The organism is Pseudomonas sp. SWRI51 (genome assembly GCF_014268825.1).
Taxonomy (GTDB): Bacteria; Pseudomonadota; Gammaproteobacteria; order Pseudomonadales; family Pseudomonadaceae; genus Aquipseudomonas; species Aquipseudomonas farsensis.
Map to the genome: position 1 here is coordinate 1 of NZ_JABWRG010000020.1, position 26145 is coordinate 26145.

Here is a 26145-nt window from a genome sequence, read left to right on the forward strand (position 1 = left end):
CCATGTGAGAGTAGGTCATCGTCAAGATTCATTTCGCAAAACCCCTATCTGCGCATGCAGGTAGGGGTTTTGTCTTTCTGGCGATTAAAGCGCTGCAACGCTTGTCGCCGCAGGGCCCTTTTCCTATGCAAGGCCGAAGGCCGTGGCTATCATGCCAGCCTTATTCCAAGTCGAGACTGGCATGCTGAAGTTGTTGAACCTCCTCAAGGATGGCCGGTTCCATTCCGGTGAAGCCCTGGGGGCTACGCTCGGGGTGAGTCGCAGCGCCGTCTGGAAGCAGCTGCAGCACCTTGAGAGTGAGCTGAACCTGACCATTCACAAAGTGCGCGGCCGCGGCTATCAATTGGCGGTGCCACTTAACCTGCTCGATGCAGAGGCAATTGCTGGTTTTGAGTTGGGCGTACAATGGCCGACATTCATTCAGCAATCCTTGGATTCGACCAATGCCGAAGGCCTGCGCCTGGCAGCTGCTGGCCAGGCGGCGCCTTTCGTCGTGCTAGCCGAGCGCCAGACTGCTGGCCGTGGCCGGCGTGGTCGACAATGGGTGAGTCCGTTTGCCGAAAACCTCTATTACAGCCTGGTGCTGCGTGTCGAAGGCGGCATGCGTCAGCTCGAGGGGCTCAGCCTGATAGTCGGGCTCGCGGTGATGCGTACACTTCAGGCGTTCGGGCTGTCCGGTGTCGGCCTCAAGTGGCCCAACGATGTGCTGGTCAATGGTAAGAAAATCACCGGGATTTTGCTGGAGCTGGTGGGTGACCCTGCTGATGTTTGTCACGTGGTGCTGGGTATTGGTATCAATGTGAACATGCAGGTGAACGATGACATTGATCAGTTGTGGGCTTCCATGCGCAGCGAGACGGGCCAGCCCATTGATCGCAACCATCTGGTAGCGGTGCTGAATCAGCAACTGCAGCACGAGCTGGCCCGTCATGCTCGTTACGGTTTCGCTGCATTCCAGGAAGAGTGGGAGCAGGCGCACCTCTGGCAGGGCCGACCTGTTTCTCTGGTCGCCGGCTCCACCCGCATAGACGGTGTGGCGCGCGGTGTGGATGGTCAAGGTGCTTTGCGCCTTGAGGTAGATGGTGTTGAAAAGAGCTACAGCGGTGGTGAGCTCAGCCTGAGGTTGCGTGATGATTCTTGAGCTCGATTGTGGAAACAGCTTTATCAAGTGGCGTGTCATTCACGCGGTAGATGCCGTGATTGCCGGTGGCGGTATTGTTGATTCCGATCAAGCGCTGCTTGCCGAAATTGCTGCTGTGCACGGTTTGCGGCTTACCGGTGCGCGAATGGTCAGTGTGCGTAGCGAGGATGAAACCGAAGCCTTGTGTCGGCTGCTAGGTGATGCCTTCGCCATCCAGGTACACGTTGCACAACCGGCAAAGGCGATGGCCGGCGTCATAAATGGCTATGAAGATCATCTTCGCCTCGGCATGGACCGCTGGCTTGCCGCCTTGGGTGCGTACCACCTGGCTAAAGGCGCGTGCCTGGTGATTGATCTGGGCACCGCGGGCAAGGCCGACTTCGTTGCAACTGATGGCGAGCATTTGGGTGGATACATCTGCCCGGGCATGCCGCTGATGCGTAGCCAACTGCGTACCCATACGCGGCGCATACGTTATGACGACGCATCCGCCGAGCGGGCGCTTGGCAGCCTTGCGCCTGGGCGCTCCACTGTGGAGGCGGTCGAGCGTGGCTGCGTGCTGATGCTTCAGGGGTTTGCGCGTATCCAGATCGAGCAGGCGAGGGCGCTATGGGGTGATGACTTCACCGTTTTCCTGACTGGCGGCGATGCGCCTTTGGTGCGCGATGCTGCGCCCCAGGCGAGGATCGTGCCCGACCTGGTATTCGTTGGCTTGGCCATGGCCTGCCCATTGAACTGAGGTGTCTATGCGCTGGTTGTTTCTGCTGCTTCTGGTACTGAACGCTTTCTATTATGTGTGGCATCAGCAGGAGGCGCCGCTCAAGGCCAAAGAGGTTGCGCCGCTGTCTCTTTATAAAGGCAGCCAGCAGGAAATTCGCTTGTTACGTGAAACCGGTGCCGCGGCACCGGCCCGGCGCCGGGATGAATGCCTGGTAGTGGGGGGGCTTGCTGCGCGTGATCAGCTCGAAGCGTTGCGCCAGCGGTTGCTGAGCCTGGATATCGGTGCATTGCCACTGGCGGGCCAGCTGCCCGGCGCGGAGGGTTTCTGGCTAAAGGTGGCCCCTGAAAGCGAGCGTTTGCTGGACCAAGAGGTGCTCGCAAGTCTTTCCAAGGATTTCAAAGACTTAAAACAGAAAATTATTTTCTGCGAGGGTATTGCAACTGGTGAATAGATTGATAGAATGGCGCCCGCTTCACAGGGAACACCACTTAGGTGGTTAACCGGAAGCCGCTGTCAAATTAGCTAACTTCAAGATTTAATTGAAAAAAAGCTTGACAGCAGGACGGCAAGAGTTGAAAATGCCGCCCACGCTTAGGAGGGGTTCCCGAGCGGCCAAAGGGAACGGACTGTAAATCCGTCGTCTTCGACTTCGAAGGTTCGAATCCTTCCCCCTCCACCATTTCAGCGAGAGCCGCAAGCTCCGCGGGTATAGTTTAGTGGTAGAACCTCAGCCTTCCAAGCTGATGATGCGGGTTCGATTCCCGCTACCCGCTCCAAGTTTGCTGTTGTTGCACAATGTGTTTCGCTCTTGTAGCTCAGTTGGTAGAGCACACCCTTGGTAAGGGTGAGGTCAGCGGTTCAAGTCCGCTCAAGAGCTCCATACAAAACAAGGCAGATATGAAAATATCTGCCTTTGTTTTATCAGCAGTTTGACTATTTCTTCTGCAGAGGGCTGTATCGATGGCTAAGGAAAAGTTTGATCGTTCCCTACCGCACGTTAACGTTGGCACTATCGGCCACGTTGACCACGGTAAAACTACTCTGACTGCAGCGCTGACTCGTGTCTGCTCCGAAGTTTTCGGTTCGGCTGTTGTTGACTTCGACAAGATCGACTCGGCTCCAGAAGAAAAAGCACGCGGCATCACCATCAACACCGCGCACGTCGAGTACAACTCGAAGATTCGTCACTACGCTCACGTTGACTGCCCAGGTCACGCTGACTACGTGAAGAACATGATCACCGGTGCTGCCCAGATGGACGGCGCGATCCTGGTTTGCTCGGCCGCTGATGGCCCGATGCCACAAACCCGTGAGCACATCCTGCTGTCCCGTCAGGTTGGCGTTCCGTACATCGTGGTCTTCCTGAACAAGGCTGACCTGGTAGACGACGCTGAGCTGCTGGAACTGGTCGAGATGGAAGTTCGCGACCTGCTGTCCACCTACGACTTCCCAGGCGACGATACCCCGATCATCATCGGTTCGGCTCGTATGGCGCTGGAAGGCAAAGACGACAACGAGATGGGCACCACTGCCGTCAAGAAGCTGGTCGAAACTCTGGACAGCTACATCCCAGAGCCAGAGCGTGCTATCGACAAGCCGTTCCTGATGCCAATCGAAGACGTATTCTCGATCTCGGGTCGTGGTACCGTTGTTACCGGTCGTATCGAGCGTGGTATCGTCCGCGTTCAAGATCCGCTGGAAATCGTTGGTCTGCGTGACACCACCACCACCACCTGCACCGGTGTTGAGATGTTCCGCAAGCTGCTGGACGAAGGTCGTGCTGGCGAGAACTGCGGCGTTCTGCTGCGTGGTACCAAGCGTGACGACGTTGAGCGTGGCCAGGTTCTGGTCAAGCCAGGTTCGGTCAAGCCGCACACCAAGTTCACCGCAGAAGTCTACGTTCTGTCGAAGGAAGAAGGCGGTCGTCACACTCCGTTCTTCAAAGGCTACCGTCCTCAGTTCTACTTCCGTACTACTGACGTAACCGGTAACTGCCAGCTGCCAGAAGGCGTTGAGATGGTAATGCCAGGTGACAACATCCAGATGGAAGTCACCCTGATCAAGACCATCGCAATGGAAGACGGTCTGCGCTTCGCCATCCGTGAAGGCGGTCGTACCGTCGGCGCCGGCGTCGTTGCAAAAATTATCGAATAAGTAGTTGATTTAATTAATCAGGCCGGTATAATGGCCGGCCTGATACAGCGTTACAGGTCAGTAGCTCAATTGGCAGAGCGACGGTCTCCAAAACCGTAGGTTGGGGGTTCGATTCCCTCCTGACCTGCCATTCACCTTGGTGTGATTGGCTTTCTTCTTACAGGATCCTCCTCGATGACCCCCAAAACTGAAGCCCAAGAAACTCGTTTCGATCTGTTCAAGTGGCTGGCTGTAGTGGCTTTGGTGGTTGTTGGCGTCGTGGGTAATCAGTATTACTCCGCTTCTCCGATCCTGTACCGCGTCCTTGCACTTCTCGCCCTGGCTGCTGTCGCTGGCTTCGTTGCTCTGCAGACTGCGAAGGGTAAGTCGTTCTTCACGCTGGCGAAGGAAGCTCGTACCGAGATCCGTAAAGTCGTGTGGCCGACCCGCCAAGAAACCATGCAGACCACGCTGATTGTTGTGGCTGTCGTTTTGGTAATGGCACTGCTGTTGTGGGGTCTTGATTCCCTGCTCGGTTGGGCGGTCTCCTTGATTGTTGGCTAAGGGTGTCCCGTGGCTAAGCGTTGGTACGTAGTGCATGCTTACTCGGGTTACGAGAAGCATGTGATGCGCTCCCTGGTGGAGCGAGTCAAGCTGGCTGGCATGGAAGACGAGTTCGGCGAGATCCTGGTTCCTACCGAGGAAGTCGTCGAAATGCGCAATGGCCAGAAGCGCAAGAGCGAGCGCAAGTTCTTCCCGGGCTATGTGCTGGTTCAGATGGATATGAACGAAGGGACTTGGCACCTTGTCAAGGATACTCCTCGTGTCATGGGTTTCATTGGTGGTACCGCAGACAAGCCTGCGCCGATCACTGATAAAGAAGCTGAGGCTATCCTGCGTCGCGTTGCCGATGGCAGCGACAAGCCGAAGCCGAAGACGTTGTTCGAGCCGGGTGAAGTGGTCCGTGTTATTGACGGTCCCTTTGCAGACTTTAACGGTAACGTCGAAGAAGTTAACTACGAGAAGAGCAGGCTGCAGGTTGCAGTGCTCATTTTCGGTCGCTCTACCCCGGTGGAGCTCGAGTTCAGCCAGGTCGAGAAGGTCTAGCGGAACGAAGCATCCCACACCCCGCAGCCCTATGTGCTGCGGGGTTTTGTCGTCACTGGGATAAAACGCAAGTCATCCGGGGAGCCATCAGGCGTTCGTACCCGATTTTGGAGTAGCTCATGGCTAAGAAGATTCAGGCTTACATCAAGCTGCAAGTAAAGGCCGGCCAGGCCAACCCAAGCCCACCCGTAGGTCCAGCACTGGGCCAACACGGCGTGAACATCATGGAGTTCTGCAAGGCCTTCAACGCCCGTACTCAGGGTCAAGAAGCCGGTCTGCCGACTCCAGTGATCATCACTGTCTACAGTGACCGTAGCTTCACCTTCGAGACCAAGAGCACTCCTGCCTCGGTTCTGCTGAAGAAAGCTGCTGGCCTGACCAGCGGTTCGGCTCGCCCGAACACCGTCAAGGTCGGTACTGTGACCCGTGCCCAGCTCGAAGATATCGCCAAGACCAAACAGGCTGATCTGACTGCTGCTGACCTGGACGCTGCTGTACGCACCATCGCTGGCTCTGCCCGCAGCATGGGTCTGAACGTGGAGGGTGTGTAATGGCTAAGCTGACCAAGCGTCAAAAGGCAATCGCCGAGAAAATCGAAGCAGGCAAGGCCTACAGCTTCGAAGAAGCAGCAGTTCTGCTGGCTTCGCTGCCGGCTGCCAAATTCGTCGAGTCGTTCGACATCGCCGTTAACCTCGGTGTTGACCCGCGTAAATCCGACCAGGTCGTTCGTAGCGCTACTGTGCTGCCACACGGCACTGGCAAGACCGTACGCGTTGCTGTCTTCACCCAGGGTCCAGCTGCTGAGGCCGCTCTGGCTGCCGGCGCTGACCGCGTAGGTATGGACGATCTGGCTGCCGAAATGAAAGCCGGCGACCTGAACTACGACGTTGTTATCGCATCGCCTGATGCAATGCGCGTTGTCGGTCAGCTGGGTCAGGTTCTGGGTCCTCGCGGCCTGATGCCTAACCCGAAGGTTGGTACTGTTTCGCCAGACGTAGCCACTGCCGTGAAAAACGCCAAGGCTGGTCAGGTTCGCTACCGTACCGACAAGAACGGTATCATCCACACCTCCGTTGGCAAAATCGGCTTCGAAGCCGGCAAGCTGAAGGAAAACGTTGAAGCCCTGATCGCTGATCTGAAGCGTATCAAGCCAGCTTCCTCGAAAGGTATCTACGTCAAGCGCGTTACCCTGAGCACCACTATGGGCCCAGGTCTGATCATCGATCAGAGCTCGCTGGACGTGTAACACCTTGTCGGCGGGTATAATGCCCGCCGGCAGCAAAAATTGGGGTCCCTGCCTGGCGGGGGCTATCCAAGACCGTAGGCGGCGCAAGCCTTAAACCATCAGCCTACGCAGATGGTGCTCCCGGTTCCTTACCGAATCAGACACCAAAACGACATCCGGCTTCGGCCAGATGAAACGGTAACAAGCAGGAGTTTTACCCGTGGCAATTAGACTCGAAGACAAGAAGGCCATCGTCGCTGAAGTCAACGAGGCTGCCAAAGTCGCTCTGTCCGCTGTCGTGGCTGATGCCCGTGGTGTGACTGTAGGCGCAATGACCGGACTCCGTAAAGAGGCTCGTGAAGCTGGCGTTTACGTACGTGTCGTACGTAACACCCTGCTCAAGCGTGCTGTTGCTGACACTGAATTCAGTGTCCTCAACGACGTCTTCACTGGCCCGACCCTGATCGCTTTCTCCAACGAACACCCGGGCGCTGCTGCTCGTCTGTTCAAAGAGTTCGCCAAGGGTCAGGACAAGTTCGAGATCAAGGCAGCTGCGTTTGACGGCAATTTCATTGCCGCCAACCAGATCGATGTACTGGCTACCTTGCCGACCCGTGACGAAGCTATCGCACGTCTGATGAGCGTCATTCAAGGCGCTACCAGCAAGCTGGCTCGTACTCTGGCGGCCGTTCGCGACCAGAAAGAAGCTGCTGCTGCCTAAGGCTGCGTAACCTCTTTCAAAATCAATTGTTTAATTTGATGGCTGCGTAGGCTGTCACCCCAATACAGGATTTAAGTCATGTCCCTGACTAACGAGCAAATCATCGAAGCAATCGGCCAGAAAACCGTTCTGGAAGTTGTTGAGCTGATCAAAGCAATGGAAGAAACCTTCGGCGTTACCGCTGCTGTTGCCGCTGCTGGCCCAGCTGCTGCTGCTGCCGTTGTTGAAGAGCAGACCGAGTTCAACGTTGTTCTGCTGGAAGCCGGCGAGAAGAAAGTGAACGTCATTAAAGCCGTTCGCGAGCTGACCGGTCTGGGCCTGAAAGAAGCCAAAGAGAAAGTCGATGGCGCTCCTCAGGTTGTAGCTGAAGGCGTTTCGAAAGAAGCCGCTGAAGACGCTAAGAAGAAGCTGGAAGAAGCAGGCGCCAAAGTCGAGCTGAAGTAATTTCGACTGTGCGACTCCAGCCTGAGCGTCAAGCGTAGGGCTGATGGCTGGTGGCTTATGCCACCGGCCTTTTTCCGTTATTGGTGGCCGATCAGGTCGGCCCCGATAACGTAGCGGCAACCACCAAGACGGTGGCGCAAACCAAGGGGTTTGCACGATTTTCTGGCTGCTCCCGCCGGGAGATGCCAAACAAGCAGGTGACCAAGCTGGGGAATGCTGATGGCTTACTCATACACTGAGAAAAAACGTATCCGCAAGGACTTTAGCAAGTTGCCGGACGTCATGGATGTGCCTTACCTCCTGGCCATCCAGCTGGATTCGTATCGCGAATTCCTGCAGGCGGGAGCGTCCAAGGACCAGTTCCGCGACGTCGGTCTGCATGCGGCCTTCAAATCGGTATTCCCGATCATCAGCTACTCCGGCAATGCTGCCCTGGAGTACGTCGGCTATCGCCTGGGCGATCCGGCGTTCGATGTGAAGGAATGTGTCCTGCGTGGTGTGACCTTTGCGGTCCCACTGCGTGTGAAGGTGCGCCTGATCATCTTCGACAAGGAATCGTCGAACAAAGCGATCAAGGACATCAAAGAGCAAGAAGTCTACATGGGTGAAATCCCCCTGATGACTGAAAACGGTACCTTCGTTATCAACGGTACCGAGCGTGTGATCGTATCCCAGCTGCACCGTTCGCCTGGTGTGTTCTTCGACCACGACCGTGGCAAGACGCACAGCTCCGGCAAGCTGCTGTACTCCGCGCGTATCATCCCTTACCGCGGTTCGTGGCTGGACTTCGAGTTCGACCCGAAAGACTGCGTGTTCGTGCGTATCGACCGTCGCCGCAAACTGCCGGCCTCGGTACTGCTGCGCGCGCTGGGCTACAGCACCGAAGAAGTTCTGAATACCTTCTACACCACCAACGTGTTCCACGTTTCCGGCGAAAAACTGAGCCTGGAACTGGTACCACAGCGTCTGCGTGGTGAAGTTGCCGTCATGGATATCCATGACGAAACCGGCAAAGTCATCGTCGAGCAAGGCCGCCGTATTACCGCGCGCCACATCAACCAGCTTGAAAAATCTGGTGTGAAAGAGCTCGAAGTACCGATGGAGTACGTGCTGGGCCGTACCACCGCCAAGGCCATCGTGCATCCGGCCACCGGTGAGATTCTCGCTGAGTGCAATACCGAGCTGACGACCGATCTGCTGGTCAAGATCGCCAAGGCTCAGGTCGTTCGCATCGAGACCCTGTACACCAACGACATCGACTGCGGTCCGTTCATCTCCGACACGCTGAAGATCGACACCACCAGCAACCAACTGGAAGCGCTGGTCGAGATCTACCGCATGATGCGTCCTGGCGAGCCGCCAACCAAGGATGCTGCCGAGACCCTGTTCAACAACCTGTTCTTCAGCGCCGAGCGTTACGACCTGTCGGCCGTTGGCCGCATGAAGTTCAACCGTCGTATCGGTCGTACCGAGATCGAAGGTTCGGGCGTGCTGAGCAAGGAAGATATCGTCGAGGTCCTCAAGACCCTGGTCGACATCCGTAACGGCAAAGGCATCGTCGACGACATCGACCACCTGGGTAACCGTCGCGTGCGTTGTGTCGGCGAAATGGCCGAGAACCAGTTCCGCGTTGGCCTGGTGCGTGTAGAGCGCGCGGTCAAAGAGCGTCTGTCGATGGCCGAAAGCGAAGGCCTGATGCCTCAGGACCTGATCAACGCCAAGCCGGTTGCGGCGGCGGTGAAAGAGTTCTTCGGTTCCAGCCAGCTCTCGCAGTTCATGGACCAGAACAACCCGCTCTCCGAGATTACCCACAAGCGCCGTGTTTCGGCTCTTGGCCCGGGCGGTCTGACCCGTGAGCGCGCAGGCTTCGAAGTGCGTGACGTACACCCGACCCACTACGGCCGTGTGTGCCCGATCGAAACGCCGGAAGGCCCGAACATCGGTCTGATCAACTCCCTGGCGGCCTACGCCCGCACCAACCAGTACGGCTTCCTCGAAAGCCCGTACCGCGTGGTGAAAGAGGGTGTGGTCAGCGACGACATCGTGTTCCTGTCCGCGATCGAAGAAGCCGATCACGTCATCGCCCAGGCCTCCGCCGCGATGAACGAGAAAAAGCAGCTGATCGACGAGCTGGTAGCGGTCCGTCACCTGAACGAATTCACCGTCAAGGCGCCGGAAGACGTCACCCTGATGGACGTTTCGCCGAAGCAGGTTGTTTCGGTCGCCGCGTCGCTGATTCCGTTCCTCGAACACGACGACGCCAACCGTGCGTTGATGGGTTCGAACATGCAGCGTCAGGCTGTACCGACCCTGCGCGCCGACAAGCCGCTGGTAGGTACCGGCATGGAGCGCAACGTCGCCCGTGACTCCGGTGTCTGCGTGGTTGCGCGTCGTGGTGGTGTGATCGATTCGGTTGACGCCAGCCGTATCGTTGTTCGCGTTGCTGACGATGAAGTTGAAACCGGTGAAGCCGGTGTCGACATCTACAACCTGACCAAGTACACCCGTTCTAACCAGAACACCTGCATCAACCAGCGTCCGCTGGTGAGCAAGGGTGACGTGGTCAAGCGTCATGACATCATGGCTGATGGCCCGTCCACCGACATGGGTGAGCTGGCTCTGGGTCAGAACATGCGCATCGCGTTCATGGCATGGAACGGCTTCAACTTCGAAGACTCCATCTGCCTGTCCGAGCGTGTGGTTCAGGAAGACCGCTTCACCACGATCCACATCCAGGAACTCACCTGTGTGGCGCGTGACACCAAGCTTGGCCCAGAGGAAATCACCGCAGACATCCCGAACGTGGGTGAAGCTGCGCTGAACAAGCTGGACGAAGCCGGTATCGTCTATGTTGGTGCCGAAGTCGGCGCCGGCGACATCCTGGTCGGCAAGGTCACTCCGAAAGGCGAGACCCAACTGACTCCGGAAGAAAAGCTGCTGCGTGCGATCTTCGGTGAGAAGGCCAGCGACGTCAAAGACACCTCCCTGCGCGTACCTACCGGTACCAAGGGTACTGTCATCGACGTACAGGTCTTCACCCGTGACGGCGTCGAGCGCGACAGCCGCGCCCTGGCCATCGAGAAAATGCAGCTGGACGAGATCCGCAAGGACCTCAACGAAGAGTTCCGCATCGTCGAAGGCGCTACCTTCGAGCGTCTGCGTTCGGCTCTGAACGGCCAGGTTGTCGATGGCGGTGCGGGCCTGAAGAAAGGCACCGTGATCTCCGACGACGTCCTGAACGGTCTGGAGCATGGCCAGTGGTTCAAACTGCGCATGGCTGAAGATGCACTGAACGAGCAGCTGGAAAAGGCTCAACAGTACATCGTCGACCGTCGTCGTCTGCTGGACGACAAGTTCGAAGACAAGAAGCGCAAGCTGCAGCAGGGCGATGACCTGGCACCGGGCGTACTGAAGATCGTCAAGGTCTACCTGGCCATCCGCCGTCGCATCCAGCCGGGTGACAAGATGGCTGGTCGTCACGGTAACAAAGGTGTTGTCTCGGTAATCATGCCGGTTGAAGACATGCCGCACGACGCTAACGGTACTCCAGTTGACGTCGTACTGAACCCGCTGGGCGTACCTTCGCGTATGAACGTCGGTCAGATCCTTGAAACCCACCTGGGCCTCGCGGCCAAAGGTCTGGGCGAGAAGATCGATCGCATGATCGAAGAACAACGCAAAGCCGCAGAAATCCGTGGCTTCCTCACCGAGATCTACAACGAGATCGGCGGTCGTCAGGAGAACCTCGATGAGTTCACCGACGCTGAGATCATGGCCCTGGCAAGCAACCTGAAGAAGGGCGTGCCAATGGCAACGCCGGTCTTCGACGGTGCCAAGGAAAGTGAGATCAAGGCCATGCTGAAACTGGCAGACCTGCCAGAAAGCGGCCAGATGCAACTGTTCGACGGCCGCACCGGCAACAAGTTCGAGCGTCCTGTGACCGTTGGTTACATGTACATGCTCAAGCTGAACCACTTGGTGGACGACAAGATGCACGCGCGTTCCACTGGTTCCTACAGCCTGGTTACCCAGCAGCCGCTGGGTGGTAAGGCGCAGTTCGGTGGTCAGCGTTTCGGGGAGATGGAAGTGTGGGCGCTGGAAGCATACGGCGCGGCATACACCCTGCAAGAAATGCTCACAGTGAAGTCGGACGACGTGAACGGCCGTACCAAGATGTACAAGAACATCGTGGATGGCGATCACCGTATGGAGCCGGGCATGCCCGAGTCCTTCAACGTGTTGATCAAAGAGATCCGTTCGCTCGGTATCGATATCGATCTGGAAACCGAATAACACGTGACGCGAATTGGGAGCGGGGCTGAAACAGCCCGCTCCCTGCTCCGCCAGGAGGAAAGGCCTTGAAAGACCTACTGAATTTGCTGAAAAACCAGGGTCAAGTCGAAGAGTTCGACGCCATCCGTATCGGTCTGGCGTCGCCTGAAATGATCCGTTCGTGGTCGTTCGGTGAAGTCAAAAAGCCGGAAACCATCAACTACCGTACGTTCAAACCTGAACGTGATGGCCTGTTCTGCGCCAAGATCTTTGGCCCAGTCAAGGACTACGAGTGCCTGTGCGGCAAGTACAAGCGCCTCAAGCACCGCGGTGTAATCTGCGAGAAGTGCGGCGTCGAAGTTGCCCTGGCCAAGGTTCGTCGTGAGCGCATGGCGCACATCGAACTGGCCTCGCCGGTTGCCCACATCTGGTTCCTGAAGTCGCTGCCGTCCCGTATCGGCTTGCTGATGGACATGACCCTGCGTGACATCGAGCGCGTGCTCTATTTCGAGAGCTACGTGGTGATCGATCCGGGCATGACCACCCTCGAGAAGGGTCAGCTGCTCAACGACGAGCAGTACTTCGAAGCGCTGGAAGAGTTCGGTGACGACTTCGACGCCCGTATGGGTGCCGAGGCTGTTCGCGAGCTGCTGCACGCTATCGACCTGGAGCACGAGATTGGCCGCCTGCGCGAAGAGATTCCGCAGACCAACTCCGAAACCAAGATCAAGAAGCTGTCCAAGCGCCTGAAGCTGATGGAAGCTTTCCAGGGCTCGGGCAACCTGCCTGAGTGGATGGTCCTGACCGTCCTGCCAGTGCTGCCGCCGGATCTGCGTCCGCTGGTTCCGCTGGATGGCGGCCGCTTCGCGACCTCCGACCTGAACGACCTTTACCGTCGGGTGATCAACCGTAACAACCGTCTGAAGCGCCTGCTCGATCTGTCGGCGCCGGACATCATCGTGCGCAACGAAAAGCGCATGCTGCAGGAAGCGGTCGACGCCCTGCTCGACAACGGCCGTCGCGGTCGCGCCATCACTGGCTCGAACAAGCGTCCGCTGAAGTCGCTGGCCGACATGATCAAAGGTAAGCAAGGTCGTTTCCGTCAGAACTTGCTCGGTAAGCGCGTTGACTACTCCGGTCGTTCGGTAATTACCGTAGGCCCGACCCTGCGTCTGCACCAGTGCGGTCTGCCGAAGAAAATGGCCCTTGAGCTGTTCAAGCCGTTCATTTTCGGCAAACTGGAAATGCGTGGTCTGGCGACCACCATCAAGGCTGCCAAGAAGATGGTCGAGCGCGAGCTGCCAGAGGTTTGGGATGTGCTCGCCGAGGTGATCCGCGAACACCCCGTACTGCTCAACCGTGCACCGACCCTTCACCGTCTGGGTATCCAGGCGTTTGAACCGGTTCTGATCGAAGGCAAGGCCATCCAGCTGCACCCGCTGGTCTGTGCCGCGTACAACGCCGACTTCGACGGTGACCAGATGGCCGTTCACGTGCCGCTGACGCTGGAAGCCCAGCTCGAAGCGCGCGCGCTGATGATGTCGACCAACAACATTCTGTCGCCAGCCAACGGTGAGCCAATCATCGTTCCGTCGCAGGACGTTGTACTGGGTCTGTACTACATGACCCGTGAAGCCATCAACGCCAAGGGCGAGGGTCGCGTATTCGCCGACCTGCAGGAAGTCGACCGCGTATTCCGCGCCGGCGAAGCTGCCCTGCACGCGAAAATCAAGGTCCGTATCAACGAGACCGTGAACGACCGTGATGGCAGCTCGACCAAGAACACCCGTATCGTCGACACCACCGTCGGCCGTGCGCTGCTGTTCCAGGTAGTACCGGCAGGCCTGCCGTATGACGTGGTCAACCAGCCTATGAAGAAAAAGGCGATCTCCAAGCTGATCAACCAGTGCTACCGCGTGGTTGGTCTGAAAGAGACCGTCATCTTCGCTGACCAGCTGATGTACACCGGCTTTGCCTATTCGACCATTTCCGGCGTTTCGATCGGTGTGAACGACTTCGTCATCCCGGACGAAAAAGCTCGCATCATCGACAGCGCTACCGATGAAGTGAAGGAAATCGAGAGCCAGTACGCCTCCGGCCTGGTAACCCAGGGCGAGAAGTACAACAAGGTCATCGACTTGTGGTCCAAGGCGAACGACGAAGTGTCCAAGGCGATGATGGCCAACCTCTCGAAAGAGAAGGTCATCGACCGCGAAGGCAACGAAGTCGAGCAAGAGTCCTTCAACTCGATGTACATGATGGCTGACTCCGGTGCTCGTGGTTCCGCTGCTCAGATCCGTCAGCTGGCCGGTATGCGTGGCCTGATGGCCAAGCCGGACGGCTCGATCATCGAGACGCCGATCACCGCGAACTTCCGTGAAGGCCTGAGCGTACTGCAGTACTTCATCTCGACTCACGGTGCTCGTAAGGGTCTGGCGGATACCGCCTTGAAGACTGCGAACTCCGGTTACCTGACCCGTCGTCTGGTAGACGTGGCGCAGGATCTGGTCGTGACCGAGATCGATTGTGGTACCGACCATGGTCTGGTCATGACCCCACACATCGAAGGCGGTGACGTCGTCGAGCCGTTGGGTGAGCGCGTACTGGGCCGTGTAATTGCCCGTGACGTATTCAAGCCAGGCACCGAGGACGTCATCGTTCCGGCCGGCACCTTGGTCGACGAGCAGTGGGTCGAGTTCATCGAGCTGAACAGCATCGACGAAGTCATCGTGCGTTCGCCAATCAGCTGCGAAACCCGCTTCGGTATCTGCGCCAAGTGCTACGGCCGTGATCTGGCTCGTGGTCACCAGGTGAACATCGGTGAAGCTGTCGGCGTAATCGCTGCACAGTCGATCGGTGAGCCGGGTACCCAGCTGACCATGCGTACGTTCCACATCGGTGGTGCTGCAAGCCGTACTTCGGCTGCCGACAGCGTCCAGGTGAAGAACGGCGGTATGGTTCGTCTGCACAACCTGAAGCAGGTCGAGCGTGCCGATGGCAACCTGGTTGCTGTATCGCGTTCCGGCGAGCTGGCCATTGCCGATGAATTCGGTCGTGAGCGTGAGCGCTACAAGCTGCCTTACGGTGCGGTGATTTCGGTCAAGGAAGGTGACAAGGTCGAAGCTGGCGCAATCGTCGCCAAGTGGGACCCGCACACCCACCCGATCGTTACCGAGCTGAAAGGTACCGTGACCTTCGTGGGCATGGAAGAAAACATCACCATCAAGCGCCAGACCGACGAACTGACCGGTCTGACCAACATTGAAGTCCTGGACGTCAAGGATCGCCCTGCCGCTGGCAAGGAAATCCGTCCGGCAATCAAGATGGTCGATGCCAACGGCAAGGACCTGTACCTGCCTGGTACCGACGTACCGGCTCAGTACTTCCTGCCTGCCAACGCCCTCGTCGGTGTGGCTGACGGTGCCCAGATCGGCGTCGGTGACGTAATTGCGCGTATCCCGCAAGAAACGTCGAAGACCCGTGACATCACCGGTGGTCTGCCACGCGTTGCCGACTTGTTCGAAGCGCGTCGTCCGAAAGAAGCGTCGATTCTGGCTGAAGTCAGCGGTACTATCGCATTCGGTAAAGAAACCAAGGGCAAGCGTCGCCTGGTCATTACTCCGACCGACGGCAGCGATCCTTACGAAGAGCTGATTCCGAAGTGGCGCCACCTGAACGTCTTCGAAGGCGAACAGGTAAACCGCGGCGAAGTTATCTCCGACGGCCCGAGCGATCCGCACGATATCCTGCGTCTGCTGGGTGTCAGCGCGCTGGCGAAATACATCGTCAACGAGATCCAGGACGTTTACCGTCTGCAAGGCGTGAAGATCAACGACAAGCACATCGAGACCATCCTGCGTCAGATGCTGCGTAAGGTCGAGATCAGCGAGTCCGGCGATTCCAGCTTCATCAAGGGCGACCAGATGGAACTGACTCACGTACTCGGCGAGAACGAGCGCCTGGCGGGTGAAGACAAGTTCATCTCGAAGTTCACTCGTGTACTGCTCGGTATCACCAAGGCGTCGCTGTCGACCGAATCGTTCATCTCCGCGGCTTCCTTCCAGCAAACCACCCGCGTACTGACCGAAGCGGCCGTTACCGGCAAGCGCGATTACCTGCGCGGCCTGAAAGAGAACGTGGTCGTGGGTCGTCTGATCCCGGCAGGTACCGGTCTGGCTTACCACAGCGAGCGCAAGCGTCGCCGTGAAGCCGACAAGCCGCTGCGTGTGAGCGCCAGTGAGGTCGAAGCTGCACTGACCGAAGCGCTGAACTCCAGCGGTAACTAAGTAAGGGCAAGGCCCCGGCCAGCCTCGCCCGACCTTCGGTGACAGTAATGTTGCCGATGATCGGGTGAGGATGGTCGGGGCTTCGTCTTGACTGGGTGCAAGATCCTCCGTAGACTTTTGTACCCTTAAATTTGGTGGGACTCCGTCTCGTCAATTTTTGGCTTTCTTGCAAGACAATAGAGTCGCAAGGCAATCAGTGGAGCTAGTAGATGGCAACTATCAACCAGCTGGTACGTCAGCCGCGTAAGCGTTCGGTCGAGAAATCGGACGTTCCTGCGCTGCAGAACTGCCCGCAACGTCGTGGCGTGTGCACCCGCGTGTACACCACCACGCCGAAAAAACCTAACTCGGCACTGCGTAAAGTATGCCGTGTGCGTCTGACCAACGGTTTCGAGGTTTCCTCGTACATCGGCGGTGAAGGCCACAACCTGCAAGAGCACAGCGTCGTCCTGATTCGTGGCGGCCGTGTAAAAGACTTGCCAGGTGTTCGTTACCACACCGTTCGCGGCTCTCTGGATACTTCGGGCGTTAAAGGCCGTAACCAGGGTCGTTCGAAGTACGGTACCAAGCGTCCGAAGTAATCGGCCGTTTGCACATATCCATTTTTTTGAGTCGATAAGAGTAAGGTCGGGCAGGGGTCAAAGACCCACGTCCCGGGCTAACCTGAAGACCGTTTGAGGGCTTATCATGCCAAGACGTCGTGTAGCAGCAAAACGTGAGATTCTTGACGATCCGAAGTACGGGTCCCAGATCCTCGCCAAGTTCATGAACCACGTGATGGAAAGCGGCAAAAAGGCCGTAGCCGAGCGCATCGTTTACGGTGCCCTGGATACCGTCAAAGCACGCAAGAACAGCGACCCCCTGGAAATCTTCGAGAAAGCTCTCGACGCCATCGCTCCGCTGGTCGAAGTCAAGTCCCGCCGTGTCGGCGGTGCCACTTACCAGGTTCCGGTTGAAGTTCGTCCTTCCCGTCGTAATGCTCTGGCAATGCGTTGGCTCGTAGACTACGCCCGCAAGCGTGGCGAGAAGTCCATGGCCCTGCGCCTGGCTGGCGAGCTGCTGGATGCTGCTGAAGGCAAAGGTGCTGCAGTCAAGAAGCGTGAAGACGTGCACCGTATGGCCGAAGCCAACAAAGCGTTCTCGCACTACCGCTTCTAATTCAAGCATCAATCATTTTGCGAGGGCTTTATGGCTCGTACTACAGCAATTAACCGCTACCGTAACATCGGTATCTGTGCGCACGTTGATGCGGGCAAGACTACCACTACCGAGCGGATCCTGTTCTACACAGGCCTGAGCCACAAGATGGGCGAGGTGCACGACGGCGCCGCGACCACCGACTGGATGGTGCAGGAGCAGGAGCGGGGTATTACCATTACCTCCGCTGCCGTTACCACCTTCTGGCAGGGTTCCCGTGGTCAGTACGACAACTACCGCGTAAACGTCATCGATACCCCCGGCCACGTTGACTTCACCATTGAAGTTGAGCGTTCGCTGCGTGTACTCGACGGCGCGGTCGTTGTGTTCTGCGGTACCTCCGGCGTTGAGCCTCAGTCCGAAACCGTATGGCGTCAGGCCAACAAGTACGGCGTTCCACGTGTTGTCTACGTGAACAAGATGGACCGTGCCGGTGCCAACTTCCTGCGCGTTATCGGCCAGATCAAGACTCGCCTGGGTCACACCCCGGTTCCGGTCCAGCTGGCTATCGGTGCAGAAGATGACTTCCAGGGTCAGGTTGACCTGATCAAGATGAAGGCCATCTACTGGAACGACGACGACAAGGGCACCACCTACCGCGAGGAAGAAATTCCTGCGGACATGCTTGAGCTCGCTGAAGAGTGGCGCTCGAACATGGTCGAGGCTGCTGCCGAGTCCAGCGAAGAGCTGATGAACAAGTACCTGGAAGGCGAAGAGCTGACCGTCGAAGAGATCAAAGCCGGTCTGCGTGCGCGCACCCTGGCCAGCGAGATCGTTCCGGCTGTCTGTGGTTCGTCGTTCAAGAACAAGGGTGTTCCCCTGGTTCTCGATGCTGTCATCGACTTCCTGCCTGCGCCAACCGAGATCCCTGCGATCAAGGGTATCCACCCTGATCTGATCGACGTGCCGAAGGATGAAGTCAAGCCTGAGCAGTACGACGAGCGTCCGGCTAACGACGACGCGCCGTTCTCGGCTCTGGCGTTCAAGATTGCCACCGACCCGTTCGTGGGTACCTTGACGTTCGTTCGCGTTTACTCTGGCTTCCTGAGCTCCGGTGACTCCGTCATCAACTCGGTCAAAGGCAAGAAAGAGCGCGTTGGTCGTATGGTGCAGATGCACGCCAACCAGCGTGAAGAAATCAAGGAAGTACGTGCAGGCGACATCGCTGCTCTGATCGGCATGAAGGACGTCACCACCGGTGACACCCTGTGCAACGCCGACAAGCCGATCATCCTTGAGCGTATGGACTTCCCTGAGCCGGTAATTTCGCTCTCCGTAGAGCCGAAAACCAAGGCTGACCAGGAGAAGATGGGTATTGCACTGGGCAAACTGGCCCAGGAAGACCCGTCGTTCCGCGTCAAGACTGACGAAGAAACCGGTCAGACCATCATCTCCGGTATGGGTGAGCTGCACCTGGACATCCTCGTTGACCGCATGAAGCGCGAGTTCAACGTCGAAGCCAACGTCGGCAAGCCGCAGGTTTCGTACCGCGAGAAGATCACCAAGTCCAACGTCGAGATCGAAGGTAAATTCGTTCGTCAGTCGGGTGGTCGTGGTCAGTTCGGTCACTGCTGGATCCGTTTCTCGGAGCCAGATCAGGACGACAAAGGCAACATCACCGAAGGTCTGGTGTTCACCAACGAAGTCGTTGGTGGCGTGATTCCTAAGGAATTCATCGCCCCGATCCAGAAGGGTATCGAAGAGCAGATGAAAAACGGCGTTGTTGCCGGTTATCCTCTGATCGGCCTCAAGGCCACGGTATTCGACGGTTCGTACCACGACGTCGACTCCAACGAAATGGCGTTCAAGATCGCTGCTTCGATGGCAACCAAGCAACTGGCCCAGAAGGGCGGTGGCGTGGTTCTCGAGCCGATCATGAAGGTCGAGGTTGTAACCCCGGAAGACTACCTGGGTGACGTGATGGGTGACCTGAGCCGTCGTCGCGGGATGATCCAGGGTAATGAAGACTCGGTGTCCGGCAAGGTAATCACTGCTGAGGTGCCACTCGGAGAGATGTTCGGTTACGCAACCGACGTTCGTTCCATGTCTCAGGGTCGCGCGAGCTACTCCATGGAATTTTCCAAATACGCCGAAGCTCCGTCGAACATCGTCGAAGCTCTCGTTAAAAAACAAGGCTGATTCAGCCCCTTTAGGCTAGGAGTTCACTGTCGTGGCTAAAGAAAAATTTGATCGTTCCCTCCCGCACGTCAACGTTGGCACCATCGGTCACGTCGACCACGGTAAAACCACTCTGACTGCTGCTCTGACTCGCGTCTGCTCCGAAGTTTTCGGTTCGGCTGTTGTTGACTTCGACAAGATCGACTCGGCTCCAGAAGAAAAAGCACGCGGCATCACCATCAACACCGCGCACGTCGAGTACAACTCGAAGATTCGTCACTACGCTCACGTTGACTGCCCAGGTCACGCTGACTACGTGAAGAACATGATCACCGGTGCTGCCCAGATGGACGGCGCGATCCTGGTTTGCTCGGCCGCTGATGGCCCGATGCCACAAACCCGTGAGCACATCCTGCTGTCCCGTCAGGTTGGCGTTCCGTACATCGTGGTCTTCCTGAACAAGGCTGACCTGGTAGACGACGCTGAGCTGCTGGAACTGGTCGAGATGGAAGTTCGCGACCTGCTGTCCACCTACGACTTCCCAGGCGACGATACCCCGATCATCATCGGTTCGGCTCGTATGGCGCTGGAAGGCAAAGACGACAACGAGATGGGCACCACTGCCGTCAAGAAGCTGGTCGAAACTCTGGACAGCTACATCCCAGAGCCAGAGCGTGCTATCGACAAGCCGTTCCTGATGCCAATCGAAGACGTATTCTCGATCTCGGGTCGTGGTACCGTTGTTACCGGTCGTATCGAGCGTGGTATCGTCCGCGTTCAAGATCCGCTGGAAATCGTTGGTCTGCGTGACACCACCACCACCACCTGCACCGGTGTTGAGATGTTCCGCAAGCTGCTGGACGAAGGTCGTGCTGGCGAGAACTGCGGCGTTCTGCTGCGTGGTACCAAGCGTGACGACGTTGAGCGTGGCCAGGTTCTGGTCAAGCCAGGTTCGGTCAAGCCGCACACCAAGTTCACCGCAGAAGTCTACGTTCTGTCGAAGGAAGAAGGCGGTCGTCACACTCCGTTCTTCAAAGGCTACCGTCCTCAGTTCTACTTCCGTACTACTGACGTAACCGGTAACTGCCAGCTGCCAGAAGGCGTTGAGATGGTAATGCCAGGTGACAACATCCAGATGGAAGTCACCCTGATCAAGACCATCGCAATGGAAGACGGTCTGCGCTTCGCCATCCGTGAAGGCGGTCGTACCGTCGGCGCCGGCGTCGTAGCCAAAATCATCGAGTAATTACTCGACCGATTAAAAAGACCCCCGCTCAGCGGGGGTTTTTTTTATTGGGTTGACACTAAATTGAGGCCTCTATAGAATCACGCCTCCTTTTAGCGGGCGTAGTGCGTCCGTTGGGAACAGCCTGGAGTCTGAAATCCAATGCAAAATCAGCAAATCCGTATCAGGTTGAAGGCTTTCGACCATCGCCTGATCGACCAATCCACCCAGGAAATCGTGGAAACCGCGAAACGTACTGGTGCACAAGTGCGTGGTCCAATTCCACTGCCTACCCGCAAAGAGCGTTTCACCGTTCTGGTCTCCCCGCACGTCAACAAAGACGCGCGTGACCAGTACGAGATCCGCACTCATAAGCGCGTTCTGGACATCGTCCAGCCAACGGATAAAACCGTTGATGCGCTGATGAAGCTTGATCTTGCGGCAGGTGTGGAAGTGCAGATCAGCCTCGGCTAAGACTTCGGTCTTGTCGTGTAACGCTCTGAAATGGGCGGCCATAGCGGGTGAAAGCCCCGTACACTCATGAGGTTTACAACATGACTATTGGTGTAGTCGGTCGTAAATGCGGTATGACCCGTATTTTCACCGAAGAAGGTGTCTCCATTCCGGTCACGGTCGTTGAGATCGAACCGAATCGCGTCACCCAGTTCAAAACCGAAGAAACTGATGGCTACCGTGCAGTGCAAGTCACTGTCGGCGAGCGTCGTGCTTCGCGCGTGACCGCCGCTCAGGCAGGCCACTTTGCCAAGGCCAACGTTGCCGCTGGTCGCGGTGTCTGGGAGTTCCGTCTTGAAGAAGGCGATTTCCAGGCTGGCGATCTGATCAAAGCTGAACTCTTCACTGCAGGCCAGCTGGTAGACGTAACCGGTCAGTCCAAAGGTAAAGGCTTTGCCGGTACCATCAAGCGTTGGAATTTCCGTGGTCAAGATAACACCCACGGTAACTCCGTATCGCACCGCGTTCCTGGCTCTATCGGCCAGTGCCAGACTCCTGGTCGTGTATTCAAGGGCAAGAAAATGTCCGGTCACATGGGCGCTGAGCGCGTGACTGTGCAGTCCCTGGAAGTAGTACGCGTAGACGCTGAACGCAACCTGCTGCTGATCAAGGGTGCCGTTCCAGGCGCTACTGGCGGCGACGTGGTTGTACGTCCAGCTGTCAAGGCTCGCGGGTAAGGGGAAACTGACATGCAACTTAATGTAAATGACGCTCAGGCGATCGAAGTTTCCGAACTGACTTTCGGTGGCGAATTCAACGAGACGCTGGTGCACCAGGCAGTCGTGGCCTACATGGCTGGCGGTCGTCAAGGTACCAAGCAGCAAAAGACTCGTTCTGACGTATCCGGTGGCGGTAAGCGCCCATGGCGTCAGAAGGGTACTGGCCGTGCTCGTGCTGGTACCAGCCGTGGTCCGATCTGGCGTGGCGGTGGTGTAACCTTCGCAGCTCGTCCTCAAGATCACTCGCAGAAGCTCAACAAGAAGATGTATCGCGCAGCTCTGCGCTCCATCCTCGGTGAGCTGGTGCGTAGCGACCGTCTGGTCGTGGTTCAGGACTTCGCTGTTGAAGCGCCGAAAACCAAAGATCTGCTGAACAAGCTGAACGGCATGGGCCTGACCGATGTTCTCATCGTTTCGGACTCTGTTGATCAGAACCTGTACCTGGCTGCTCGCAACCTGCCGCACGTCGATGTTCGTGACGTTCAAGGTTCCGACCCGGTCAGTCTGATCGCATACGAGAAAGTGTTGATCACTGTCTCGGCCGTGAAGAAATTCGAGGAGCTGCTGGGATGAACCAGGAACGCGTATTTAAAGTCCTCCTTGGCCCGCACGTTTCCGAGAAGGCTACCGTTCTGGCTGAGAAGAAAGGCCAGTTCGTATTCAAGGTTGCTACTGATGCAACCAAGCTGGAAATCAAGAAAGCTGTCGAAGGCCTGTTCGGCGTAAAAGTCGAAAACGTGTCGACTGTTAACGTTCTGGGTAAAACCAAGCGTACCGCACGTGGTCTGGGCAAGCGTAATGACTGGAAGAAGGCGATCGTCTCCCTTCAGCCAGGCCAAGATCTCGATTTCAGCAGCAGTGCTGAGTAAGGAAGGGGTGCATCATGGCAATCGTTAAATGCAAACCGACTTCCCCTGGCCGCCGTTTTGTGGTCAAGGTGGTCAACAAGGAGCTGCACAAAGGCGCTCCTCACGCACCGCTGCTCGAGAAAAAATCGAAGTCTGGTGGTCGTAACAACAATGGCCGCATCACCACTCGTCACGTTGGTGGTGGTCATAAGCAGCATTACCGTCTGGTTGACTTCCGTCGCAACGACAAAGATGGCATTCCTGCCACTGTCGAGCGTATCGAATACGACCCGAACCGTACTGCTCACATCGCCCTGCTGTGCTACGCAGACGGTGAGCGTCGCTACATCATCGCCCCTAAAGGCGTGAGTGCTGGCGATCAGCTGATCGCAGGTGCCCTGGCCCCAATCAAGGCTGGTAACTCCCTGCAGCTGCGCAACATCCCAGTAGGTAGCACTATTCACGGCGTCGAACTGAAGCCGGGTAAAGGTGCACAGATCGCTCGTTCCGCTGGTGCTTCGGCTCAGCTGATTGCGCGTGATGGCGTCTACGTGACCCTGCGTCTTCGCTCTGGCGAAATGCGTAAAGTACTGGCTGAGTGCCGTGCGACCCTGGGCGAAGTCTCGAACTCCGAGCACAGCCTGCGCTCGCTGGGTAAAGCTGGTGCCAAACGCTGGCGCGGCGTTCGCCCAACCGTTCGTGGTGTTGCCATGAACCCGGTTGACCACCCGCATGGTGGTGGTGAAGGTCGTACCTCCGGTGGTCGTCATCCGGTATCGCCATGGGGCTTCCCAACCAAGGGTGCTAAAACCCGTGGTAATAAGCGTACCGACAACATGATCGTCCGTCGTCGCAAGTAACTAGAGGGATACGACAGTGCCACGTTCTCTGAAAAAAGGTCCTTTTATCGATCTTCACCTGTTGAAGAAGATCGAAGTGGCGGTGGAGAAGAACGATCGCAAGCCAGTTAAAACCTGGTCGCGCCGTTCGATGATCCTGCCACAAATGGTCGGTCTGACCATCGCGGTACACAACGGTCGCCAACACGTCCCCGTTCTCGTGAACGAAGACATGGTCGGCCACAAACTGGGCGAGTTTGCCGGTACCCGCACCTACCGCGGGCACGTGGCTGACAAGAAAGCCAAGCGTTAAGGGGTTAGGAAATGGAAGTAGCCGCTAAGTTGTCGGGCGCTCGCATCTCCGCCCAGAAAGCCCGCTTGGTCGCCGACCAGATCCGCGGGAAGAAGGTGGGCGAAGCGCTCAACCTGTTGGCCTTCAGCAGCAAAAAAGCCGCTGAAATCATGAAGAAAGTCCTCGAGTCGGCCGTTGCCAACGCCGAACACAACGAAGGCGCAGACGTTGATGACCTGAAGGTCTCCACCGTTTTCGTCAACGAAGGGCGTTCGCTGAAGCGCATCATGCCGCGTGCCAAAGGCCGCGCTGATCGCATCGTCAAGCGGTCTTGCCATATCACTGTCAAGGTTGCGGACAAGTAACGGAGTCGATCAGATGGGTCAGAAAGTACATCCCACTGGCATTCGCCTGGGAATCGTCAAGGAGCACACCTCCGTCTGGTATGCAGACGGCGCTACTTACGCAGATTACCTGTTGAAGGATCTGAAAACACGTGAGTACCTCCAAGACAAACTAAAAAGCGCGTCCGTAAGCCGTATCGATATCCATCGTCCGGCTCAAACTGCACGCATCACCATCCACACTGCTCGTCCCGGTATCGTTATCGGCAAGAAAGGTGAAGATGTTGAGAAACTGCGTCAGGACCTGACCAAGCAGATGGGTGTGCCTGTGCACATCAACATCGAAGAGATCCGCAAGCCGGAGCTCGACGCTATGCTGGTTGCTCAAAGCGTTGCCCAGCAGCTGGAGCGCCGCGTTATGTTCCGTCGTGCCATGAAGCGCGCCGTGCAGAACGCCATGCGTATTGGTGCCAAGGGCATCAAGATCCAGGTGAGCGGTCGTCTCGGCGGTGCCGAGATCGCACGTACCGAGTGGTATCGCGAAGGTCGTGTGCCTCTGCACACCCTGCGTGCCGATATCGACTACAACACCTACGAAGCTCACACCACTTATGGTGTGATCGGTGTGAAGGTTTGGATCTTCAAAGGCGAAGTAATTGGTGGTCGCCAAGAAGAACTGAAACCACAAGCACCAGCGCCTCGTAAAAAAGCTGCTAAGTAAGGGGTACGCCAAATGTTGCAACCAAAGCGTACAAAATTCCGCAAGCAGATGACTGGCCACAACCGTGGTCTGGCACTGCGCGGTAGCAAGGTCAGCTTCGGCGAGTTCGCCTTGAAGGCTGTTGCTCGCGGTCGCCTCACCGCCCGCCAGATCGAGTCGGCACGTCGTGCTCTGACCCGTCACGTTAAGCGTGGCGGCAAGATCTGGATCCGTGTCTTCCCGGACAAGCCAGTTACCAAAAAGCCTCTCGAGGTTCGTATGGGTAAAGGTAAGGGTTCCGTGGAATACTGGGTTGCCCAGATTCAGCCAGGCAAAGTCCTGTATGAAATCGAGGGTGTTTCTGAAGAGCTGGCGCGCGAAGCTTTCGCCCTGGCTGCTGCAAAGCTGCCACTCGCCACCTCCTTTGTTAAGCGGACGGTGATGTGATGAAAGCGAATGACCTTCGTGAAAAATCGGCACAGCAGCTGAACGAGCAATTGCTCGGCTTGCTGCGCGACCAGTTCAATCTGCGTATGCAGAAAGCAACTGGCCAGTTGGGGCAGTCGCACCTGCTCTCGCAAGTTAAGCGTGACATCGCTCGCGTGAAAACTGTGCTCAACCAGCAGGCAGGTAAGTGATCATGGCTGAAGCTGAAAAAACCGTCCGTACGCTGACTGGCCGTGTCGTCAGCGACAAAATGGACAAGACCATCACCGTTCTGATCGAGCGTCGCGTAAAGCACCCGATCTACGGTAAATACGTTAAGCGTTCGACTAAGCTGCACGCGCACGACGAAACCAACCAGTGCAAGATCGGCGACAAAGTTTCGATTACCGAAACTCGTCCGCTGGCCAAGACCAAGTCCTGGGCACTGGTTGAAGTCCTCGAACGCGCTGTTGAAGTCTAAGGGCTAGGGGTCGGAGAAATTTTATGATTCAGACTCAATCCATGCTCGATGTGGCCGATAACAGCGGCGCTCGTCGCGTCATGTGCATTAAAGTGCTCGGCGGTTCGCACCGTCGTTACGCTGGCATCGGTGACATCATCAAAGTTACCGTCAAGGAAGCAATTCCTCGCGGTAAGGTCAAAAAAGGCCAGGTGATGACTGCTGTTGTCGTCCGTACCCGTCACGGTGTACGTCGCGCTGACGGTTCCATCATTCGTTTCGACGGTAACGCTGCTGTTCTGCTGAACACCAAGCAAGAGCCGATCGGCACTCGCATCTTCGGGCCAGTGACCCGTGAACTTCGCAACGAGAAGTTCATGAAGATCGTCTCGCTCGCCCCTGAAGTGCTCTAAG

Annotated in this window: 28 protein-coding genes and 4 tRNA genes; all 32 read left to right on the top strand. The window is 57.1% G+C overall.

What is annotated here, in order from left to right:
* The first annotated feature begins 181 nt into the window (after nt 1-181).
* Entirely contained in the window at nt 182-1141 is a 960-nt protein-coding gene (birA, locus tag HU720_RS09125; protein WP_186519342.1) for a bifunctional biotin--[acetyl-CoA-carboxylase] ligase/biotin operon repressor BirA, read from the top strand.
* The gene (locus HU720_RS09130) at nt 1131-1880 is read left to right on the top strand and encodes a pantothenate kinase (RefSeq protein WP_186519344.1); all 750 of its coding nucleotides are present in this window, start codon (nt 1131-1133) and stop codon (nt 1878-1880) included. Before birA ends, HU720_RS09130 begins: the two co-directional genes overlap by 11 nt.
* A 7-nt stretch (nt 1881-1887) precedes the next feature.
* The gene (locus tag HU720_RS09135) at nt 1888-2313 is read left to right on the top strand and encodes a hypothetical protein (RefSeq protein WP_186519346.1); all 426 of its coding nucleotides are present in this window, start codon (nt 1888-1890) and stop codon (nt 2311-2313) included.
* A gap of 143 nt (nt 2314-2456) precedes the next feature.
* A tRNA-Tyr gene (locus tag HU720_RS09140) sits at nt 2457-2541 on the top strand.
* Nucleotides 2542-2564: 23 nt separating this feature from the next.
* A tRNA-Gly gene (locus HU720_RS09145) sits at nt 2565-2638 on the top strand.
* A 28-nt stretch (nt 2639-2666) separates the two neighbouring features.
* Nucleotides 2667-2742: transfer RNA gene (locus HU720_RS09150), tRNA-Thr, on the top strand.
* 80 nt (nt 2743-2822) lie between these two features.
* Entirely contained in the window at nt 2823-4016 is a 1194-nt protein-coding gene (tuf, locus tag HU720_RS09155; RefSeq protein ID WP_186519348.1) for an elongation factor Tu, read from the top strand.
* A gap of 54 nt (nt 4017-4070) precedes the next feature.
* A tRNA-Trp gene (locus tag HU720_RS09160) sits at nt 4071-4146 on the top strand.
* Between the two features lie 44 nt (nt 4147-4190).
* Nucleotides 4191-4559: a preprotein translocase subunit SecE gene (secE, locus tag HU720_RS09165; RefSeq protein ID WP_186519350.1), complete on the top strand. Its 369-nt coding sequence runs from the start codon at nt 4191-4193 to the stop codon at nt 4557-4559.
* A 9-nt stretch (nt 4560-4568) separates the two neighbouring features.
* Nucleotides 4569-5102: a transcription termination/antitermination protein NusG gene (nusG, locus tag HU720_RS09170; RefSeq protein ID WP_186519353.1), complete on the top strand. Its 534-nt coding sequence runs from the start codon at nt 4569-4571 to the stop codon at nt 5100-5102.
* A gap of 119 nt (nt 5103-5221) precedes the next feature.
* Entirely contained in the window at nt 5222-5653 is a 432-nt protein-coding gene (rplK, locus tag HU720_RS09175; RefSeq protein WP_186519355.1) for a 50S ribosomal protein L11, read from the top strand.
* On the top strand, nt 5653-6348 hold the full coding sequence (gene rplA, locus HU720_RS09180; protein WP_186519357.1) for a 50S ribosomal protein L1: 696 nt from the start codon (nt 5653-5655) through the stop codon (nt 6346-6348). Before rplK ends, rplA begins: the two co-directional genes overlap by 1 nt.
* Before the next feature lie 199 nt (nt 6349-6547).
* Complete coding sequence (rplJ, locus tag HU720_RS09185) at nt 6548-7048, top strand: 50S ribosomal protein L10 (protein WP_186519359.1); 501 nt, start codon at nt 6548-6550, stop codon at nt 7046-7048.
* Between the two features lie 78 nt (nt 7049-7126).
* A complete protein-coding gene (gene rplL / locus HU720_RS09190; RefSeq protein ID WP_033703494.1) occupies nt 7127-7492 on the top strand; it encodes a 50S ribosomal protein L7/L12 in 366 nt (121 codons plus the stop codon).
* A 219-nt stretch (nt 7493-7711) separates the two neighbouring features.
* On the top strand, nt 7712-11785 hold the full coding sequence (gene rpoB, locus HU720_RS09195) for a DNA-directed RNA polymerase subunit beta (protein WP_186519361.1): 4074 nt from the start codon (nt 7712-7714) through the stop codon (nt 11783-11785).
* 65 nt (nt 11786-11850) lie between these two features.
* Nucleotides 11851-16050 (top strand): DNA-directed RNA polymerase subunit beta', encoded by a 4200-nt coding sequence (gene rpoC, locus HU720_RS09200; protein ID WP_186519363.1) that lies wholly within the window; start codon nt 11851-11853, stop codon nt 16048-16050.
* Nucleotides 16051-16259: 209 nt separating this feature from the next.
* On the top strand, nt 16260-16631 hold the full coding sequence (gene rpsL / locus HU720_RS09205) for a 30S ribosomal protein S12 (RefSeq protein WP_003255492.1): 372 nt from the start codon (nt 16260-16262) through the stop codon (nt 16629-16631).
* A 106-nt stretch (nt 16632-16737) separates the two neighbouring features.
* Complete coding sequence (rpsG, locus tag HU720_RS09210; protein WP_003246741.1) at nt 16738-17208, top strand: 30S ribosomal protein S7; 471 nt, start codon at nt 16738-16740, stop codon at nt 17206-17208.
* A 30-nt stretch (nt 17209-17238) separates the two neighbouring features.
* On the top strand, nt 17239-19386 hold the full coding sequence (fusA, locus tag HU720_RS09215; RefSeq protein WP_186519365.1) for an elongation factor G: 2148 nt from the start codon (nt 17239-17241) through the stop codon (nt 19384-19386).
* Between the two features lie 31 nt (nt 19387-19417).
* On the top strand, nt 19418-20611 hold the full coding sequence (gene tuf / locus HU720_RS09220; protein WP_186519348.1) for an elongation factor Tu: 1194 nt from the start codon (nt 19418-19420) through the stop codon (nt 20609-20611).
* A 141-nt stretch (nt 20612-20752) separates the two neighbouring features.
* Nucleotides 20753-21064, top strand: coding sequence for a 30S ribosomal protein S10 (gene rpsJ, locus HU720_RS09225; protein WP_003186070.1), 312 nt, complete (start codon nt 20753-20755; stop codon nt 21062-21064).
* A gap of 80 nt (nt 21065-21144) precedes the next feature.
* Nucleotides 21145-21780: a 50S ribosomal protein L3 gene (rplC, locus tag HU720_RS09230; RefSeq protein ID WP_186519368.1), complete on the top strand. Its 636-nt coding sequence runs from the start codon at nt 21145-21147 to the stop codon at nt 21778-21780.
* 12 nt (nt 21781-21792) lie between these two features.
* Nucleotides 21793-22395: a 50S ribosomal protein L4 gene (gene rplD / locus HU720_RS09235; protein ID WP_186519370.1), complete on the top strand. Its 603-nt coding sequence runs from the start codon at nt 21793-21795 to the stop codon at nt 22393-22395.
* Nucleotides 22392-22691: a 50S ribosomal protein L23 gene (gene rplW / locus HU720_RS09240; RefSeq protein WP_010220306.1), complete on the top strand. Its 300-nt coding sequence runs from the start codon at nt 22392-22394 to the stop codon at nt 22689-22691. Before rplD ends, rplW begins: the two co-directional genes overlap by 4 nt.
* A 14-nt stretch (nt 22692-22705) precedes the next feature.
* Nucleotides 22706-23530: a 50S ribosomal protein L2 gene (rplB, locus tag HU720_RS09245; RefSeq protein ID WP_008089816.1), complete on the top strand. Its 825-nt coding sequence runs from the start codon at nt 22706-22708 to the stop codon at nt 23528-23530.
* Between the two features lie 16 nt (nt 23531-23546).
* Nucleotides 23547-23822: a 30S ribosomal protein S19 gene (rpsS, locus tag HU720_RS09250; protein WP_010486981.1), complete on the top strand. Its 276-nt coding sequence runs from the start codon at nt 23547-23549 to the stop codon at nt 23820-23822.
* A gap of 11 nt (nt 23823-23833) precedes the next feature.
* Nucleotides 23834-24166 carry a 50S ribosomal protein L22 gene (rplV, locus tag HU720_RS09255; protein WP_003103908.1) on the top strand — a complete coding sequence of 111 codons (333 nt, stop codon included), beginning with the start codon at nt 23834-23836 and terminating at the stop codon, nt 24164-24166.
* 13 nt (nt 24167-24179) lie between these two features.
* On the top strand, nt 24180-24866 hold the full coding sequence (gene rpsC / locus HU720_RS09260; protein ID WP_003255481.1) for a 30S ribosomal protein S3: 687 nt from the start codon (nt 24180-24182) through the stop codon (nt 24864-24866).
* 12 nt (nt 24867-24878) lie between these two features.
* Nucleotides 24879-25292, top strand: a complete 414-nt coding sequence (rplP, locus tag HU720_RS09265) for a 50S ribosomal protein L16 (protein ID WP_009397508.1) — start codon at nt 24879-24881, stop codon at nt 25290-25292.
* The gene (gene rpmC / locus HU720_RS09270; protein WP_186519372.1) at nt 25292-25483 is read left to right on the top strand and encodes a 50S ribosomal protein L29; all 192 of its coding nucleotides are present in this window, start codon (nt 25292-25294) and stop codon (nt 25481-25483) included. The genes rplP and rpmC overlap by 1 nt, the downstream gene beginning before the upstream one ends.
* Nucleotides 25484-25485: 2 nt before the next feature.
* Nucleotides 25486-25752 carry a 30S ribosomal protein S17 gene (rpsQ, locus tag HU720_RS09275; RefSeq protein WP_023534981.1) on the top strand — a complete coding sequence of 89 codons (267 nt, stop codon included), beginning with the start codon at nt 25486-25488 and terminating at the stop codon, nt 25750-25752.
* A gap of 23 nt (nt 25753-25775) precedes the next feature.
* Nucleotides 25776-26144 carry a 50S ribosomal protein L14 gene (gene rplN / locus HU720_RS09280; RefSeq protein WP_186519374.1) on the top strand — a complete coding sequence of 123 codons (369 nt, stop codon included), beginning with the start codon at nt 25776-25778 and terminating at the stop codon, nt 26142-26144.
* Nucleotide 26145 lies beyond the last annotated feature (1 nt).